Source organism: Fictibacillus sp. Mic-4 (assembly GCF_049843615.1).
Taxonomy (GTDB): Bacteria; Bacillota; Bacilli; order Bacillales; family Fictibacillaceae; genus Fictibacillus_A; species Fictibacillus_A gelatini.
Genome location: NZ_JBBHZM010000001.1, coordinates 164,431 through 181,485, shown reverse-complemented (window position 1 = coordinate 181,485; position 17,055 = coordinate 164,431). Strand labels below are relative to the sequence as shown.

At 40.9% G+C, this 17,055-nt stretch carries 15 protein-coding genes; 7 read left to right on the top strand and 8 right to left on the bottom strand.

The genetic code is table 11. From position 1 onward, the window contains the following. Window positions 1-85: 85 nt before the first annotated feature. A complete protein-coding gene (locus WD019_RS00920; RefSeq protein ID WP_026676019.1) occupies window positions 86-385 on the bottom strand; it encodes a DUF3055 domain-containing protein in 300 nt (99 codons plus the stop codon). Window positions 386-586: 201 nt separating this feature from the next. Here WD019_RS00920 and WD019_RS00915 point away from each other — a divergent pair, with 201 nt between their 5' ends. The 3 genes from WD019_RS00915 to WD019_RS00905 all read left to right on the top strand — a co-directional run bounded on the left by WD019_RS00915 (window position 587) and on the right by WD019_RS00905 (window position 4,138). Then, window positions 587-1,018 carry a DUF1885 family protein gene (locus tag WD019_RS00915; protein WP_026676020.1) on the top strand — a complete coding sequence of 144 codons (432 nt, stop codon included), beginning with the start codon at window positions 587-589 and terminating at the stop codon, window positions 1,016-1,018. Between the two features lie 172 nt (window positions 1,019-1,190). Then, window positions 1,191-2,402, top strand: a complete 1,212-nt coding sequence (locus WD019_RS00910; RefSeq protein WP_425710395.1) for a quaternary amine ABC transporter ATP-binding protein — start codon at window positions 1,191-1,193, stop codon at window positions 2,400-2,402. Window positions 2,403-2,407: 5 nt separating this feature from the next. Further along, complete coding sequence (locus WD019_RS00905; protein WP_425710394.1) at window positions 2,408-4,138, top strand: glycine betaine ABC transporter substrate-binding protein; 1,731 nt, start codon at window positions 2,408-2,410, stop codon at window positions 4,136-4,138. A 461-nt stretch (window positions 4,139-4,599) separates the two neighbouring features. Here WD019_RS00905 and lpdA read toward each other — a convergent pair whose 3' ends face one another. The 4 genes from lpdA to pdhA form a co-directional block, all read right to left on the bottom strand. Further along, the gene (gene lpdA / locus WD019_RS00900; protein WP_026676023.1) at window positions 4,600-6,012 is read right to left on the bottom strand and encodes a dihydrolipoyl dehydrogenase; all 1,413 of its coding nucleotides are present in this window, start codon (window positions 6,010-6,012) and stop codon (window positions 4,600-4,602) included. Window positions 6,013-6,016: 4 nt separating this feature from the next. Continuing rightward, on the bottom strand, window positions 6,017-7,300 hold the full coding sequence (locus tag WD019_RS00895; protein WP_425710393.1) for a dihydrolipoamide acetyltransferase family protein: 1,284 nt from the start codon (window positions 7,298-7,300) through the stop codon (window positions 6,017-6,019). A 74-nt stretch (window positions 7,301-7,374) separates the two neighbouring features. Further along, a complete protein-coding gene (locus WD019_RS00890) occupies window positions 7,375-8,352 on the bottom strand; it encodes an alpha-ketoacid dehydrogenase subunit beta (protein WP_026676025.1) in 978 nt (325 codons plus the stop codon). Between the two features lies 1 nt (window position 8,353). Beyond that, window positions 8,354-9,439, bottom strand: a complete 1,086-nt coding sequence (pdhA, locus tag WD019_RS00885) for a pyruvate dehydrogenase (acetyl-transferring) E1 component subunit alpha (RefSeq protein WP_026676026.1) — start codon at window positions 9,437-9,439, stop codon at window positions 8,354-8,356. 385 nt (window positions 9,440-9,824) lie between these two features. Between pdhA and def the strand changes: the two genes are divergently transcribed. The 4 genes from def to rnjA all read left to right on the top strand — a co-directional run bounded on the left by def (window position 9,825) and on the right by rnjA (window position 12,591). Then, complete coding sequence (gene def / locus WD019_RS00880) at window positions 9,825-10,376, top strand: peptide deformylase (protein WP_425710555.1); 552 nt, start codon at window positions 9,825-9,827, stop codon at window positions 10,374-10,376. Between the two features lie 98 nt (window positions 10,377-10,474). Then, window positions 10,475-10,663, top strand: a complete 189-nt coding sequence (locus WD019_RS00875) for a hypothetical protein (RefSeq protein ID WP_154657878.1) — start codon at window positions 10,475-10,477, stop codon at window positions 10,661-10,663. A gap of 44 nt (window positions 10,664-10,707) precedes the next feature. After that, a complete protein-coding gene (locus WD019_RS00870) occupies window positions 10,708-10,917 on the top strand; it encodes a DNA-dependent RNA polymerase subunit epsilon (protein WP_026676029.1) in 210 nt (69 codons plus the stop codon). A gap of 3 nt (window positions 10,918-10,920) precedes the next feature. Continuing rightward, window positions 10,921-12,591, top strand: a complete 1,671-nt coding sequence (gene rnjA / locus WD019_RS00865) for a ribonuclease J1 (protein WP_026676030.1) — start codon at window positions 10,921-10,923, stop codon at window positions 12,589-12,591. A 44-nt stretch (window positions 12,592-12,635) separates the two neighbouring features. Here the strand turns inward: rnjA and WD019_RS00860 are convergent, their stop codons facing one another. The 3 genes from WD019_RS00860 to WD019_RS00850 all read right to left on the bottom strand — a co-directional run bounded on the left by WD019_RS00860 (window position 12,636) and on the right by WD019_RS00850 (window position 16,981). Then, on the bottom strand, window positions 12,636-13,301 hold the full coding sequence (locus tag WD019_RS00860) for a potassium channel family protein (protein ID WP_026676031.1): 666 nt from the start codon (window positions 13,299-13,301) through the stop codon (window positions 12,636-12,638). 105 nt (window positions 13,302-13,406) lie between these two features. Further along, the gene (locus tag WD019_RS00855; RefSeq protein WP_425710392.1) at window positions 13,407-15,215 is read right to left on the bottom strand and encodes an ABC transporter ATP-binding protein; all 1,809 of its coding nucleotides are present in this window, start codon (window positions 15,213-15,215) and stop codon (window positions 13,407-13,409) included. Beyond that, entirely contained in the window at window positions 15,212-16,981 is a 1,770-nt protein-coding gene (locus WD019_RS00850; RefSeq protein ID WP_425710391.1) for an ABC transporter ATP-binding protein, read from the bottom strand. Before WD019_RS00850 ends, WD019_RS00855 begins: the two co-directional genes overlap by 4 nt. Window positions 16,982-17,055 lie beyond the last annotated feature (74 nt).

Sequence of the window (17,055 nt, the reverse complement as noted above, 5' to 3'; positions counted from 1 at the left end):
TTATCGTATTTCTATAATATTATGTCACAATTGGAATGTCAATACCGAATTTGTATAACACATTTAAAATTCATATGAACATAATTTAATCGTATTGCTCCACGGTCGGAACAAACGGTATGGTCTCTTCAAAAAATAATGCCAGGTCTTCCGCTTCTTTTATTGAATTGATGTTAAACACATTTTTCAAATAGTCATAGTTATTAATGTCATTTAAGTCAAGCAATGTCGATCTGCCAGTTTGCATGCAAATGACAAGAGGTTTTCCAAAAAACATATTCGTATGGACGATTCCAAAGTCATAGCGAACATGCTCTGTCGTAAATCCAACAAACCGCACGTTAATGGTTTCTTGCTCATCATAAAGTTTTTCAAACATTTCCATCCCTCCTTATGATCCAATATTTTCACGCAGCGGGCTGAAACGTTTACATGATATAACAACTATATTCATTGCCTGGTGATTTATAACAGTTCATTGATACTATTTCATTCCCTTTATTCGGCTTTTTAAAACCATATTGTCATAATATTTTAAAAAATGGTACACTATTTATACTATCCTGCAGAATGGAGTGATGAACAATTGGCAAACAATGCCTACATTAAATTAGTTCCGGCTTCAGCCAAACAATCTATCACACTACAAGAAGTAAAAGATTTACTCCTGTACTATAAAGACATCACGTCAAAAACCGGAGATCAATTAGCATGGAAGTATGAAGAAGCCTCTTTTCCATATACGATAGAAGAAAAACGAGAAGCAAACTCTCGCTGGTTTTATTTAAAAGGGACGGATCCACGCCAATATAAATACATTATGATTGGCATCGATGAAGAGGCATCCGAAGAAAATAGCGAGGAACAAACGATGTACATACAAGTAACGGTCCCTGATGGAGCAACACATGGGGATAAAGGAAAGGCGAACGAATTTTGTAAATTCCTAGCGAAAAAACTTTCAGCTGAACTTCATTTATTTAATGGACGAATCATGTACTATTACAAAAGGAAATAGCGGTTCAAAACGCTTTTGCAAGTATAAACTTTTGCAAAGGCGTTTTTTCATAATTGTTAAGGTTTTGAATATGAATAAATAACAAATTAGATGTTTAACTGCATGGTGAAACGGGTAATGTTAATATGTTGCCGAAAAAGGGTTACTACTATTAGTACTAGGGGTGAAACATATGGAACCGAAACTTATTGTGAAAAATGTCACTAAAATTTTTGGCAAATCTCAAAAAGCGGCACTAAAGCTTCTTGAGTCGGGGCTTTCCAAGAAAGAAATTTTAAAACAAACCGGGGCTACGGTTGGAGTAAATCACGCCTCGCTGGAAGTCTATCCGGGCGAAATTTTCGTCGTCATGGGCTTATCCGGAAGCGGAAAATCTACATTGATTCGAATGTTGAACCGGTTAATTAATCCAACTTCCGGTGAAATTTTAATTGATCGAGAAAACATCGTCCAAATGGGGCCAAAAGAGTTGCGGGAAGTACGCCGAAAAAAAATTAGCATGGTTTTTCAACATTTTGCTCTCTTTCCGCATAAAACCGTTCTTGAAAATACGGAATACGGACTGGAGATTCAAAACATTCCTTCTGAAGAACGTAAAGAAAAAGCGTTAAAGGCGCTTGAAGTGGTTGGATTAAAAGGTTACGAGAATCAGCTTCCATCCCAGCTTAGTGGAGGAATGCAGCAAAGAGTTGGACTTGCCAGAGCGCTTGCAAGCGATACGGATATATTATTGATGGATGAAGCATTCAGTGCCCTTGACCCATTAATCCGTAAAGAAATGCAAGATGAACTCTTGGAAATTCAAGAGTCGATGAAAAAGACGATCATTTTCATTACACATGACCTGGATGAAGCACTTCGCATAGGAGATCGGATTGCTTTAATGAAAGATGGCACTGTTATTCAAATTGGGACGCCGGAAGAAATAATGGTTAATCCGGCAAATGAGTATGTAGAACGCTTTGTGGAAGATGTGGACCTTTCAAAAGTATTAACTGCCTCCCACGTATTAAAACGCGCCGAAAAAATCTCCCCTGATCGCGGCCCGAGAGTGGCTCTCCAAATTATGAAAGATCAAGGATACTCCAGTATTTTCATTGTCGATCGCAAGAAAAAACTGCTAGGTGCGATTACTGCGGATGATGCTTCTATGGCGGTAAAAGAAAATAAATCGATTGAAGATGTGATGAAACGGGACATCGTGACTGTACATGAGGATACGTTATTAATCGACTTACTAGATGCCCTGGCAACTTCTTCTCTCCCACTTGCTGTCGTGGATGGAGAAAACCGTCTGAAAGGGGTCATCATTCGAGGCGCCGTCATCGGAGCGCTTGCAGGAAATAAAGATGCATTAAATGTAAACAACGAGAAGGAGGCATAATTGTTTTGAGTATTCCTAAACTACCTTTAGCCCATTGGGTGGATATCATTGTTGAATGGATTACCCAACATCTGGGTGCTTTCTTCGACGGCATATCTGCTATTATTGGGACATTATTAGATATCATTATGACCGTTTTAGGCTACGGCCCGCCAATTATTCTTATTTTATTATTGACGCTGCTAGCACTTTATACGAGCAGGTGGGGTGTCGCGATCTTTACGTTTATTGGCTTATTGCTTGTCGACAATCTCGGGCTTTGGGATGCGACGATAAAAACATTGGCATTAGTAATTGCATCTGTCGTTATTACAATTGTGATCGGGATCCCGATCGGGATATGGAGTTCCCAAAATGACAAAGTTCGAAAGGCCATCACTCCAATATTGGATTTTATGCAAACAATGCCAGCATTCGTATACCTTATTCCAGCCATTCTTTTCTTTGGCATCGGTGTTGTTCCTGGCATATTAGCTTCCGTCATTTTCGCCATACCGCCAACAATAAGGCTTACGAATCTTGGTATACGAGAAGTTCCAAAAGACCTGATTGAAGCAACAGAGGCATTTGGCTCCACCACTTCTCAAAAACTGTTTAAAGTTCAACTGCCGCTTGCCGCTCCGACAATTTTAGCGGGTGTTAACCAGAGCATCATGCTGGCATTATCAATGGTAGTTTTCGCATCGCTAGTCGGCGCGCCTGGACTCGGAGCTGAAGTTTATCGGGCAGTTACGCAAATCAAAGTAGGCGAAGGATTCGAAGCCGGGCTTGCCATTGTTATTATCGCAATTATTTTAGACCGTATATCCCAAAATTTCATCAAGCCACAATTTGACAAAACCATTCAAAAGAAATGGATTTATGGCGCATTTACAATTGTCTTTCTTGTCGCTTGTATTTTTGCCGCGATTGGCCAGGCCAGACCCGATCTAAAGGGCGCAGGAAATGTAGGAAGCCAGGTAAATTATGAAATTACAGGGATTGATCCTGGTGCAGGCCTAATGAAAGCAACCGAAAAAGCAATGAAAGATTATCAGCTTAAAAAGTGGACGTTAAAAGAAGGCTCTGCTGCCGCCATGACAGCACAATTAAAGAAAGCTTATGAAAAAAAACAACCGATTATCGTTACAGGATGGACCCCTCATTGGATGTTCAGCAAATATAAGTTAAAATATTTAGATGATCCAAAAGGCTCTTTTGGCAAAGGTGAAGCGATCCACACAATGGTTCGAAAAGGGCTGAAAGAAGATAATCCCGGGGCTTATCAAATTTTAGATCAATTTTATTGGAAACCGTCCGATATGGAAGAAGTCATGCTTGATATCGAAAATGGCGCTAAACCTGAAGACGCTGCTAAAAAATGGATAAAACAGCATGCCGATAAAGTGAGCCAATGGACAAAAGGAGCGCCTAAAGGAAATGGCAAAAAGGTTTCACTCGTATATGTCGCATGGGAATCTGAAATTGCCAGTACAAACGTCATCGGCGCGGTGTTAAAACAAGAAGGCTACAATGTTTCGCTTAAACAAGTGGAAGCAGGCCCAATGTTTGCCGGTGTGGCGGACGGCAGCGCGGACGGAATGGTTGCAGCATGGCTGCCGACAACGCACAAAGATTATTATAATAAATATAAAGGCAAGTTAGTGGACCTTGGTCCAAATCTTAAAGGCACAAAACTTGGATTAACCGTGCCAAAATATATGAAGATCAACTCCATTGAAGATTTAAAAAAATAAGTTATAAAACCTGCCGGGGAACCCCGGCAGGTTTTATATATAGAGGCAAAAGCTCATGACATAATATACAAGTGTACTGATAATCGTTGTCTGGAGGGCGAATTTCTTTTCTTTGAATAAGGAGTACGTCAATAAATAAGTGAAATAAGCAAACAGGAATAGCAATACGATCTCGAAAAGCCTGCGATCGTGTTTAGAAAGATGGATGACAAGTGAAAAACCCGACCAAATCAGTGCATGCACAACGATTGAAATAAACAGCCTCATCCCCTCACCTCTTGTACTATCCATATGTCAAGAATGGAACAAAATTGCTTCACAACTTTGTTCAGAAGTGAGAAGTGAGACGTTGGATATGTCGGAATCGGCTATTCGTCGATTCCAGTTATCCACTTGTTTTTTAACAACTATAGTTTCCTAAAATAAAAAAACCTCTTTCCTGAGAAAGAGGTTTTTCGATATTACTTAACGATATGAATTGGTGTTCCGATTGCTACCTCTGCAGCTTCCATTGCAATTTCCCCTAATGTAGGGTGAGCATGAATGGTCATCGCAATATCCTCTACAGTCATTCCTGCTTCAATCGCTAAGCCAAGTTCAGCGATCATATCCGATGCATTAGATCCTGCAATTTGCGCACCGATCAATAATCCGTCTTCTTTGCGCGATACAAGCTTCATAAAGCCATCTGTATCATTGAGTGATAGCGCACGGCCGTTTGCTGCAAACGGGAATTTTGCAACAGTAACATCATAGCCCGCATCTTTTGCTGATTTTTCATCATAGCCTACAGTTGCAAGTTCAGGATCAGAGAAAACTACTGCCGGGATCGCTACATAATCGATTTCAGCAGGATGGCCGCTGATCGCTTCAGCCGCAACTTTACCTTCATAAGATGCTTTATGGGCAAGTGCCGGACCTGCAACGATATCACCGATTGCATAAATGCCTTTTACATTTGTCTGGCATTGTTTATCGATTTTAATGTACCCGCGTTCGTCTTTTTCAATGCCCACTTCTTCAAGGCCTAGCTCATCCGTGTTTGGACGGCGTCCAACTGTAACAAGCACGTAATCTGCATCAAATGTTTTCGTTTCGCCTTTTACTTCGGCAGTAACTTTAACACCGTCAGCCGTTTCTTCTACGCCTTTTGCCATTGCTTCAGTGAAGATTTCAACATTGCCTTTTTTCTTTAAGCGTTTAGATACAAGCTGGATCATTTGTTTTTCGAATCCAGGAAGAATTTGCTTGCTGCCTTCTAATACTACAATTTCTGTTCCAAAATTCGCATAAGCGGATCCTAGTTCAATTCCGATGACACCGCCGCCGATGATGACCATTTTCTTCGGAATTTCTTTAAGCGCAAGCGCTCCAGTAGAAGAAATGACACGATCGCTCCATTTGAACCCTGGAATTTCGATTGGACGAGAGCCAGTAGCTAAAATACAGTTTTTAAAGGTGTACGTTTGCGCTGAACTTTCGGTCATAACACGAACGGTATGATCATCATGGAAATAAGCTTCACCACGGATAATTTCAACTTTATTTCCTTTTAATAGACCTTCTACACCACCGGTTAACTTTTTCACGACACTTGCTTTCCATTCTTGCACTTTAGAAAAGTCAACTGTCACATTTTCCGCTTTAATTCCGATTTCATCGCCGGAAATAGCATGTTCGTAGCGATGGCCTGCATTAATTAACGCTTTTGACGGGATACAGCCAACATTTAAACATACGCCGCCAAGCTCACCTTTTTCAACAATAGCAACTTTTTGTCCGAGTTGAGCGGCACGGATCGCTGCCACATAGCCTCCAGGTCCTGCCCCTACAACAAGAGTATCTAATTCAATCGGAAAATCACCTACGACCATTTTATTACGCCTCCATTACTAGTAGTTGTGGATCGTTCAGTAAACGTTTTATATGATTTAATGCATTTTGCGCGGTTACACCGTCAATTAAACGGTGGTCAAAGCTTAATGATAATGCAAGTACAGGTGCAACAACAATTTCTCCGTTTTTCACAACCGGTTTTTCAGCAATGCGCCCAATTCCTAAAATCGCTACTTCTGGATGGTTGATGACTGGCGTGAACCATTGGCCGCCTGCAGAACCGATATTGGAAATGGTGACAGATCCGCCTTTCATTTCTTCAGGAGAAAGTTTGCCATCACGCGCTTTTGCGGCAAGTTCATTGATTTCAGCAGAAATTTTGAAAATCGATTTTCGATCTGCTTCTTTAACAACCGGAACCATTAAACCATGCTCCGTATCAGCGGCAATACCAATGTTGTAATAATGCTTGTACACAATTTCCTCATTTGCATCATCAATTGACGCATTTAACGCAGGGTATTCACGTACAGCTGAAACTAATGCTTTGACGACGTAAGGCAAGTAAGTCAGCTTAATGCCTTTTTCAGCTGCGACAGATTTGAATTTCTTGCGATGCGCGACGAGCTCAGTCACATCAATTTCATCCATCAATGTTACGTGAGGGGCTGTATGTTTTGAATTCACCATTGCTTTTGCGATGACTTTACGGACACCGCGAAGCTTTTCACGTGTTTCAGCTTCAGAAACCGGAATCGCAACAGGTTTTTTAGCTGCCTCTTCTTTTCCTGTTTCAGCTGCCTTATTTTCTTCTTGAGCGGCATCGCCTTTAGCAAACTTATCAATATCTTCTTTTAATACGCGACCATTATCGCCGGATCCTTGCACTTTTCGGATATCAACGCCTAGTTCACGGGCATATTTTCGTACTGAAGGCATTGCAATGACTCGTTTGTTGTCATCTGAATCATCTTTTGCAGGCGCTTCTTTCTTCTCTTCTTTTGCAGGTTTCTTTTCTTCCTCGGCTTTTGGCTGTTCTTCTGTTTTTTCTTCTTTTTCAGCCGGCTCGTCGCCTGTTTCAACTTCACCTTCAGCATCAATCGTAACAAGTACATCGCCTACTACGCAAACCGTGCCTTCTTCAACCTTAACGTCTAAAATTTTCCCATCGACCGGTGATGGGATTTCAACAACGGCTTTATCGTTTTGAACTTCAAGAAGAATATCATCTTCTTTTACTTCATCTCCCGGTTTTACGAACCATTTAACGATTTCACCTTCGTGAATACCTTCACCAATATCGGGAAGCTTAAATTCGAACGCCATGATAACGCCTCCTTTTTCTTTCTCGAGGTTTTCATCACTATTTAGAAATGAATCCCTATTTGTCTATTTAAAAATTAGAAGTTATAGACTTGCTTCGCTTTTTCAACAATATCTTTATGATCAGGTAACCATGTATCTTCCGCTGCTGCAAATGGATAGACGGTATCCGCTGCCGCAACACGAAGAACTGGAGCTTCTAGATGAAGGATCGCACGTTCCGTAATTTCAGCGACGACATTTGCAGCGATTCCTGCTTGTTTTTGCGCTTCTTGAACGACAATCGCGCGTCCTGTTTTTTCAACAGAAGCGATAATTGTCTCAATATCAAGCGGGCTAATTGTCCTTAAATCAATAACTTCAGCGGAAATGCCTTCTTTTTCAAGCTCCTCTGCCGCTTTAAGAGAGGCATGTACCATTGCTCCATATGCGATGATGGAAATGTCTTTTCCTTCGCGTTTTACATCGGCTTTTCCGATTTCAATTGTATATTCTTCCTCTGGAACTTCTTCGCGGAACGAACGATATAATTTCATATGCTCTAAAAATACGACCGGATCGTTATCGCGAATGGCTGAGATTAATAAGCCTTTTGCATCATAAGGAGTGGATGGGATCACAACTTTCACCCCTGGCGTTTGGGCCATAAGGCCTTCTAAACTATCCGCGTGCATTTCAGGAGTCTTTACCCCGCCCCCAAAAGGTGAACGGATCGTAACCGGTGAATGAAGTTTTCCACCTGTACGGAAACGCATGCGTCCCATTTGGCCAGCGATGGAATCAATTACTTCAAATAAAAAGCCGAAGAATTGAATTTCCATAACCGGACGGAACCCTGTCAAGCCTAAGCCAATGGCAAGCCCGCCAATCCCTGATTCGGCAAGCGGCGTGTCAAATACACGATCTTCGCCAAATTCTTGTTGAAGCCCTTCCGTTGCCCGGAATACGCCGCCGTTTTGACCTACATCTTCTCCGAATACAAGAACATTTTCATCTTTTTTCAATTCAGTACGCATCGCATCTGTAATTGCCTGGATCATTGTCATTTGAGCCATATTACTTCGACTCCTTTGCTTTGTATTCTTCCATTTGTTCACGAAGGTTGTAAGGAAGCTCCTCGAACATAATGCCGATCAAATCGGTTACTTTTTGTTTCGGCGCGCTATCTGCTTTCTTAATAGCTGCTTTAATGTCTTCCTTCGCCTTTTCTACCACTTCTGTTTCTTGTTCTTCAGTCCAAAGCCCTTTCTTCTCTAAGAACTTGCGGAAACGGACTAATGGATCTTTCTTTTCCCATTCGTTATCAAGATCTTTTGTACGGTAACGCGTCGGGTCGTCCCCTGCCATCGTATGAGGTCCAAAACGGTACGTTAATGTTTCAATTAATGTTGGACCTTCTCCGTTTAAAGCACGTTCGCGCGCTTGTTTAGTTGCTGCATACACTGCCAGAACGTCCATCCCGTCGACTTGAATTCCTTCGATACCGGCAGCGACTGCTTTTTGCGCGATAGTTTTTGCGGCAGATTGCTTTTCGACAGGAACAGAAATTGCAAATCGGTTGTTTTGAACGACAAAGATTGTTTGTGCCTGGTATGCGCCGGCAAAGTTAATCCCTTCATAAAAATCGCCTTGAGAAGAACCGCCATCACCCGTATATGTAATGACAACGTTTTTCTTGCCTTTTTTCTTAAGACCAAGGCCAACACCGGCAGCCTGAATAATTTGGGCACCGATAATGATTTGTGGGAACAAAATATTTAAGCCATCCGGGAATTGCCCACCTTGAAAATGTCCTCTAGACCATAAAAATGCTTGGTAAAGCGGGAATCCGTGAAATACAATTTGCGGAATATCGCGATATCCTGGCAAAATCCAGTCTTCTTTATCTAATGCAAATTGCGATCCAAGCATCGACGCCTCTTGGCCGGCTACAGGCGCATAAAACCCTAAACGCCCCTGGCGGCTTAAAGAAATTGCACGTTGATCCCAAATACGCGTATACACCATACGGCGCATTAATTCTTGTAATTGTTCGTCGGATAAATCAGGCATCGCTTTTTTATTTACGATTTCGCCATCTTCCGATAAAATTTGAAACGTTTCGAATTGGCTTTCTACAGTTTCGATCGTATTCAATTTCATTACGTTCACCTCTTCCTTTCTAGGCCGATATAAATTCATCATGAGAAAAAGACACACACTTGTTAGAATGCCCAAATTCTTCTTTCTACATGACTGGTTTGCCATAAAACTTTAAACAAAACTGTATTACTGAATGCTCATGCAAAAAGTAGTACAATTTTTCATCGCCATCATTAGTTTACACTACGAAATAAAGCGCAGTCAATTCTTAAATCTCACTATTCTATAAATCGAGACGGTTTTAAACTTAAACAAGTGTATCATTCTGTATCACTCGTGGTTACCATCTGTTATATAATTCGTTGCTTCTATTCAATACCCTTTAGGCATAAACTTTTTCCATATGGTAAAATAAATGTATCAGGTTAAATGGAGGAAAAAAATGATGTTAACAATGAAAGATATTATAAGAGAAGGAGATCCTATTCTTCGCCAGGTAGCAAAAGAAGTATCCCTTCCTCCTCGTCAGGAAGATGTTGAAACAGCAAAAAAAATGTTGGAATTTCTTATTCATTCACAAAATCCCGAAATGGCTCAAAAATATCATTTGCGGCCAGGTGTCGGATTGGCAGCTCCACAAATTGGCATTTCCAAACGATTAATAGCCGTTCATGTGACAGACGACAATGGTAAATTGTATAGCGTGGCATTATTTAACCCTAAAATTGTCAGCCACTCTGTTCAAGTCACATATTTAGAAGGCGGAGAAGGTTGCCTTTCCGTTGACCGCCCCGTTCCAGGCCTCGTGCCGCGATATGCTAAAATTACCGTTAGAGGCATAGACCATAAAGGAGAAAAGGTTGAACTTAAATTAAAAGGAATGCCCGCCATTGTTTTTCAACATGAAATTGACCATTTAGACGGGATTATGTTTTACGATCGAATTAATAAAGAAAAACCATTTGAGCCCCCTGCTCAAATGGCGCTTTATCGATAGGAAAGAGCGGCTGCCGATTCCAAATAAGCCCTCCTCAAGCAATAGTTGAGGAGGGTTTATTTTATTTTACGCTCTTGCACATACTAAGCGTAAAAAAAATGGGTGATACTAATGAAGCGAAGAAGAAGAATGTTGCGCCGTCTGCGTGCATTAATGGAACAATACCCTTGCCTGACAAACAGAATGAAAAATCGTTATTGCTTCCATTAATCGTAATGCAAAAAGATGAGATGAAAGTCATCTTTCATCTCATCTTTCCTATGAAAAAGGCTAAAAATCCTTTATAATATAAAAAGAAATAAATAAAGTTTTCGGTAAGGAGTAGAAAAATATGATTTTTAAAGTGTTTTATCAAGAAAATAAAGAAGAAGTACCAATTCGCGAAAATACAAAAGTTTTGTATGTTGAAGGCGAGTCATTAGAAGATGTCCGAAAAAAATTAGCAGACCGCAATTACAACATTGAATACATACAAGAAATCAAAGGAAAATTCCTTGAATATGAGAAAGAATCTAAATCATTTGAACTGGAGAATGTGTAACATATGAAATTTGTAAAAAACCATCAAACTGCTGTATTTGCCCTCGGCGGTTTAGGAGAGATTGGAAAAAATACGTATGGCGTACAGTTTCAAGATGAAATCATCTTAATTGATGCGGGCATTAAATTCCCTGAAGATGAATTATTAGGCATTGATTACGTTATCCCGGACTATACGTATCTTGTCAAAAATGAGGACAAAATTAAAGGCTTATTCATTACTCATGGCCACGAAGACCATATTGGGGGCATTCCTTATTTGCTTCGGGAAATTAATGTCCCAATTTATGGCGGAAAGCTCTCGATCGCCCTTATCAAGAACAAGCTTGAAGAACATGGGCTCTTGCGCAGGACACAATTGCACGAAGTGACGGAAGATGACGTTATTAAATTCCGGAAAACATCTGTCAGCTTTTTTAGAACAACCCACAGTATTCCTGAATCGTTTGGTGTGGTTGTAAAGACACCTCCGGGTAACATTGTGCACACTGGAGATTTTAAATTTGACTTTACACCAGTTGGCGAGCCAGCTAATTTAACAAAGATGGCCGAGATTGGGAAAGAAGGCGTTTTATGCTTGCTTTCAGACAGCACGAACAGTGAGGTTCCCGGATTTACGCTATCGGAGCGAACCGTAGGCGAAAGCATCCAGGAAATTTTCCGTAAAGTAAATGGGCGCATTATTTTTGCAACCTTTGCTTCCAATATCCATCGCTTGCAACAAGTGGTTGAAGCATCCGTGCAAAACAACCGGAAAGTAGCCGTTTTTGGCCGCAGCATGGATTCTGCCATCGATATCGGGCAAGACCTTGGCTTCATTAAAGCGCCGAAAAATACATTTATAGATGCAGCCCAGATTAACCGTCTCCCTGACAATCAGGTGACGATTCTTTGCACCGGCAGCCAGGGTGAACCAATGGCCGCATTATCGCGAATTGCAAATGGAACCCATCGGCAAATTCAAATCATCCCTGGAGATACTGTCGTCTTCTCTTCTTCTCCTATTCCGGGGAACGCATTAAGCGTCAGCAAGACGATCGACAGGCTGTACCGGGCGGGGGCGGAAGTTATTCACGGTTCATTGAACAACATTCACACTTCCGGACACGGCGGCCAGCAGGAGCAAAAATTAATGCTTCGCTTGATCAAGCCAAAGTATTTCTTGCCGATTCATGGGGAATATCGGATGTTAAAAACCCATGTGAAATTGGCAACGGATTGTGATGTTCCGGCCGAAAATTGTTTTATCATGGATAATGGCGAAGTACTTGCATTATCCGAAAATGAAGCGGCAATTGCGGGTAAAATTCCTTCAGGTTCCGTTTATGTCGATGGAAACGGCATCGGGGACATTGGAAATATCGTTCTTCGTGATCGGAAAATTCTTTCCGAAGAAGGACTTGTCGTCGTGGTCGTCAGCATGAATATGAAAGAATTTAAAATCGAGGCCGGACCTGACATTATTTCACGCGGATTTGTTTACATGAGAGAATCCGGCGATCTCATCAACGATGCACAAGATTTACTCGCAAAGCATTTGGACAACTTGATGGCTGAAAAACGAACCACCCAATGGTCGGAAATAAAAAATGAGATTACTGATGTGCTTGCTCCTTTCCTTTACGAAAAGACGAAGCGCCGTCCGATGATCTTGCCAATTATTATGGAAATTTAATATTTGAAATGACGAAACCGGTTATCCTAAATGGATAACCGGTTTTAACTATCTGCAAGCATTTGTTTTTCAAGAAGGTTAATATCTTTATCTCCGCCGATTACAATTAAAATATCGCCTTTTTCAATTTTTAAATCGGCTTTCGGCGAGACAATAATCTCTTCTTTACGGCGGATAGCCACGACGTTACAACCAAATTTCGCCCGAATATCAAGATTGGCAAGAGTTTGATGATCCATTTTCGCTGTAGCGACCAATTCAACCATGCTGTACTCTTCCGATAGTTCAAGATAATCCTTGATGCTGCTCGATACGACCTGGTGGGCAATCCGAATTCCCATATCCCGCTCTGGATGAATAATGCGGTCGGCACCAATTTTTTGCAGCACTTTTTCATGATAATCATTCTGGGCTTTTACTGTAATTTTTTTAACACCTAGCTCCTTTAAAAGCAACGTAGTTAAGATGCTGGCCTGAAGATTATCGCCAATCGCGACAATAACATGTTCAAAATTGCGAATCCCAAGACTTTTTAACACATTTTCATCGGTCGTATCCGCGATAACAGCATGTGTGGCGATGTTCGAAAATTCATTTACCCGTTCTTCATTTATATCAATTGCCAATACTTCCATTCCTGCTTCACTCAATGCTTTGCAAATACTGCCCCCAAAACGGCCGAGTCCAATAACGGTATACTGTTTGTTCACACCCATTCCCCCATGCTTTTCCATCTTTCATTCAATTTTACCATAATTAACTTTAACGGCAAAAAGGTGCAGAAAATGGAGTGGAAATAGGATCCACTCCATTTTTTACATCGCTTCCAACATCTTAAACTGCGATGCGACTAAATGATAATATTCCCCTTTTTGCTGCATAAGTGAATCATGATTGCCTTCTTCGATAATATTGCCGGAACTTAGCACGACAATTTTATCCGCTTCGCGAATGGTAGAGAGACGGTGAGCAATGATGATGGCCGTTCGACCTTTCAAAAGAGTTCTTAAAGCGTTTTGGATTTTCAACTCCGATTCGGTATCAATACTTGCCGTCGCTTCATCTAATATCAATATATCCGGATCCGCTAGTAGCGCCCTTGCAAATGATAGCAATTGTCGTTCCCCGACAGATAGGACATTCCCTCTTTCTTCTACTTCAGTATCAAATCCATTTTGTAACCGGTTAATGAACGTATCGGCACCAACCGACGCGGCTGCACGTTTTACTTCTTCATCCGTCGCAGTCGGTCGGCCAAACCGAATGTTCTCCATAATTGTGCCTGAAAAGATAAATGTATCTTGCAGGACAATACTAACCTTTTGACGTAAGCTGTCTAATTGGATGTCTTTTAAATTATATCCGTCAATTTCCACACTTCCTGCTGTTGGATCGTAAAATCTGCTGATCAAATTGGCAATCGTCGTTTTTCCAGACCCTGTATGGCCAACGAGAGCAACCGTCTGGCCAGCGCCAATCGACAAATTGATTCCGTTTAACGCTTTCCGTTTATGATCATACGAAAATTCAACATCGTTAAATTGAATAGCTCCATGAATTTTTTCTAGTACAATCGGATGGTCGCTTTCCGCGACATTTGGACGTTCATCTAAAAATTCAAAAATGCGTTCGGATGATGCCATCGCTACTAACAATTGATTGTACACCTGGCCAAGCCTCGATACAGGCTCCCAAAACATTCCTAAATAAAAAGCAAAAGTGACGAATACCCCGATATTCAGTGATCCAGAGTCAATGAGGTACGCACCAAACCAGATTAAGATAGCGGTTCCAATTGCATTTGACATATCGACAAATGGTCGGAAAAACGCATTCTTTTGTGATGCATCCCTCCAGCTTTCAAATGTTTCATTGTTCACACCTTCAAAAAAGCTCATGTTTTCTTTTTCTTGCGTGAAAGATTGAGTCACCCTGATTCCTTGAATGCTTTCATTTAAATGAGAATTCAGTTTCGATTGTTTTAACCGGACCACTTGCCAGGAGCGGCGTATTTTTTTACGTAAACTGGTTGAAACAAAAAACATCAGTGGAAGGATGACCATAATGGCCAGCGTCAATTTTACGCTATAGAGAAACATGATCACAATGATTCCGGCCAGCAACACTAAATCCATTAATGTGTTGATAACACCATTTGTAAACAAATCTTGCATCGAGTTAACATCATTAATGATCCGAACGAGAATCGAACCTGCTGACCGCTGATCAAAAAATCGATGCGATAATCGTTGGATATGTTTAAACAAATGCTGCCGGATATCAAAAATAATGTATTGACCGAGTTTATTCGTCCAGCGAATCCTCAAGATATTAGCAACCCATGAAATCAAATACATACCCGCGATCGCGATAATCAATTTGATCAATAGCGGCACATCTTTATTGGCAACCGCATGGTCAAACGTTAAAACACCGATGAAAATTGGAATCACTAATCGAACGGCCGTAGTGATCACCATTGCAATGATCGACATAGGTAATAAATTTTTGCTATATGGCTTCATATAAGCTAAGAGGCGTGTCATTTGTTTCCAATTAAACGGCTTATCAATGACATTTTCATTCGAATAACGAAATCTTTCTACTTTTCGTTTAGCGCTCATTCTCCCACTCCTCTTACTCTCTGGCTTTGATAGAGGATCTCTTTATCTTTGTACTGAATATCATAAATGCGGCGATAAAGTCCGCTTCCTCTAATGAGCTCTTCATGTGTGCCGCGTTCTGCCACTTTTCCGTTTTCAAAAACAAGTATTTCATCCGCATGTTTTAAGGAGGAAATGCGATGGGCGATAATAAACGTTGTTCTTCCCGCCATTACTTCCTGGAACGCTTTTTGAATCTTGAACTCCGTTTCCATATCGACCGCACTCGTCGCATCGTCTAATATTAAAATTCGCGGATCGATGCAAATTGCCCGCGCGATCGCAATCCGCTGTTTCTGGCCACCTGAGAGTCCGAGCCCACGTTCCCCCAAAATGGTTTCATATTGATCAGGCAGTTCCATAATAAAATCGTGAGCCTGTGCCCGTTTTGCCGCATCGATAATTTTCTCCATCGGCACATCCGGCCTGCCGTAAGCGATGTTATCTTTAATTGTTGAAGAAAACAAAAATGATTCTTGCAAGACGACCCCGATGTTTCTTCGCAAGTGTTGGACCGAATAATCTTGAATTGGCCTTCCATCGATCAAAATTTCTCCGTCACAAGGTTCATAAAAACGGGATATTAATTGCGTTAATGTCGTTTTGCCACTTCCAGTCGCTCCGACAAGACCGATAATTTTCCCTTTCTCCGCTTTAAATGAAACATTTTTTAAAGCGTATTCTTTTTCATTGGCGTATTGATGAGTGACATGTTTAAATTCCACTTCACCTTCAATTTCGTCTACCTCTATCGCATTTTCTTGATTTTGAATATCTTCAGGCTCATCTAAAATTTCGAGTAACCGTTCACCCGAAGCTTTTGACTGGGAAAACGTATTAATAATAAAGCCTAAGTACATAATTGGCCCCATTATGTACCAAACAAGACTAAAAAAGGCCACAAGCTCACCAGGCTTTAAACTTCCGTTGATCACTAAATATCCGCCATATGACAACAAGCAGACGACCGACAAATTTCCAATCAACTCCATGAGAGGAAAGTATTTCGCCCAAATGTTCGCCGTATCGATTTGCCTTCCTTTATAGTCTTCATTAGACGTTACAAATTTGCTGATTTCAAAATCTTCACGGGACAACGATTTTACCGTATTGATTCCACTAATATTTTCTTGAACTTTTGTATTGAGACGTCCCATCGAGCGGCGTATTCCCCTGAACGCCGGGTGCACATCTTTATCAAATTGATAGACGACGATTGCTAAAAATGGAAGAGCTGCTAATGTCACAAGTGCAAGTGGAATGGAATAATAAAACATAACCGCTAAACTAAAGCCGATGATTAAGACAAAGTTAATGAATTGGGCAAAACCGAACGATAAGAAAAAACGAAACCCTTCTACATCCGCCGTGAGCCTTGACATTAAGTCGCCCGTTTTCGCATTGTCATAGTATCTGAACGGCAAGTATTGCAATTTTTCATACAGCTTTTCCCTTAACTTATAGACGGCACTAATTCCGAACAGATCCCCTAAATAGTTCTGAAAATAAGTGGCTACCCCTTTTAAAGCCATGAGGGCAATAAAACCTATTGCTAAATAAGGTACAAGCCCAAACTGCTTTTCCGTAATGACCTTATCAATCGTCAGCTGCAATACCATCGGATAAACGACCGTTATCGCCGTTACTAATATGAGCGCCATACAAGACCATATGAAATACTTTCGATAAGGCCAGTAAAATTCTTTCAAACGTTTAAACGTTTCCACTTCTTCCCCCACCCCACTTTTTAAAATTATTAAAATAAGTACAATATACATCATATAACGTAACACGAAGAAAT

What these genes read in the sequence shown, in the direction of transcription:
- pdhA (WP_026676026.1), bottom strand. Translation starts at nt 9,439, where the DNA reads ATGAAATTGAATACGATCGAAACTGTAGAAAGCCAATTCGAAACGTTT.
- WD019_RS00875 (WP_154657878.1), top strand. Translation starts at nt 10,475, where the DNA reads ATGGGTGATACTAATGAAGCGAAGAAGAAGAATGTTGCGCCGTCTGCG.
- WD019_RS00870 (WP_026676029.1), top strand. Translation starts at nt 10,708, where the DNA reads ATGATTTTTAAAGTGTTTTATCAAGAAAATAAAGAAGAAGTACCAATT.
- WD019_RS00890 (WP_026676025.1), bottom strand. Translation starts at nt 8,352, where the DNA reads ATGGCTCAAATGACAATGATCCAGGCAATTACAGATGCGATGCGTACT.
- rnjA (WP_026676030.1), top strand. Translation starts at nt 10,921, where the DNA reads ATGAAATTTGTAAAAAACCATCAAACTGCTGTATTTGCCCTCGGCGGT.
- def (WP_425710555.1), top strand. Translation starts at nt 9,825, where the DNA reads ATGTTAACAATGAAAGATATTATAAGAGAAGGAGATCCTATTCTTCGC.
- WD019_RS00920 (WP_026676019.1), bottom strand. Translation starts at nt 385, where the DNA reads ATGGAAATGTTTGAAAAACTTTATGATGAGCAAGAAACCATTAACGTG.
- WD019_RS00910 (WP_425710395.1), top strand. Translation starts at nt 1,191, where the DNA reads ATGGAACCGAAACTTATTGTGAAAAATGTCACTAAAATTTTTGGCAAA.
- WD019_RS00855 (WP_425710392.1), bottom strand. Translation starts at nt 15,215, where the DNA reads ATGAGCGCTAAACGAAAAGTAGAAAGATTTCGTTATTCGAATGAAAAT.
- WD019_RS00895 (WP_425710393.1), bottom strand. Translation starts at nt 7,300, where the DNA reads ATGGCGTTCGAATTTAAGCTTCCCGATATTGGTGAAGGTATTCACGAA.
- lpdA (WP_026676023.1), bottom strand. Translation starts at nt 6,012, where the DNA reads ATGGTCGTAGGTGATTTTCCGATTGAATTAGATACTCTTGTTGTAGGG.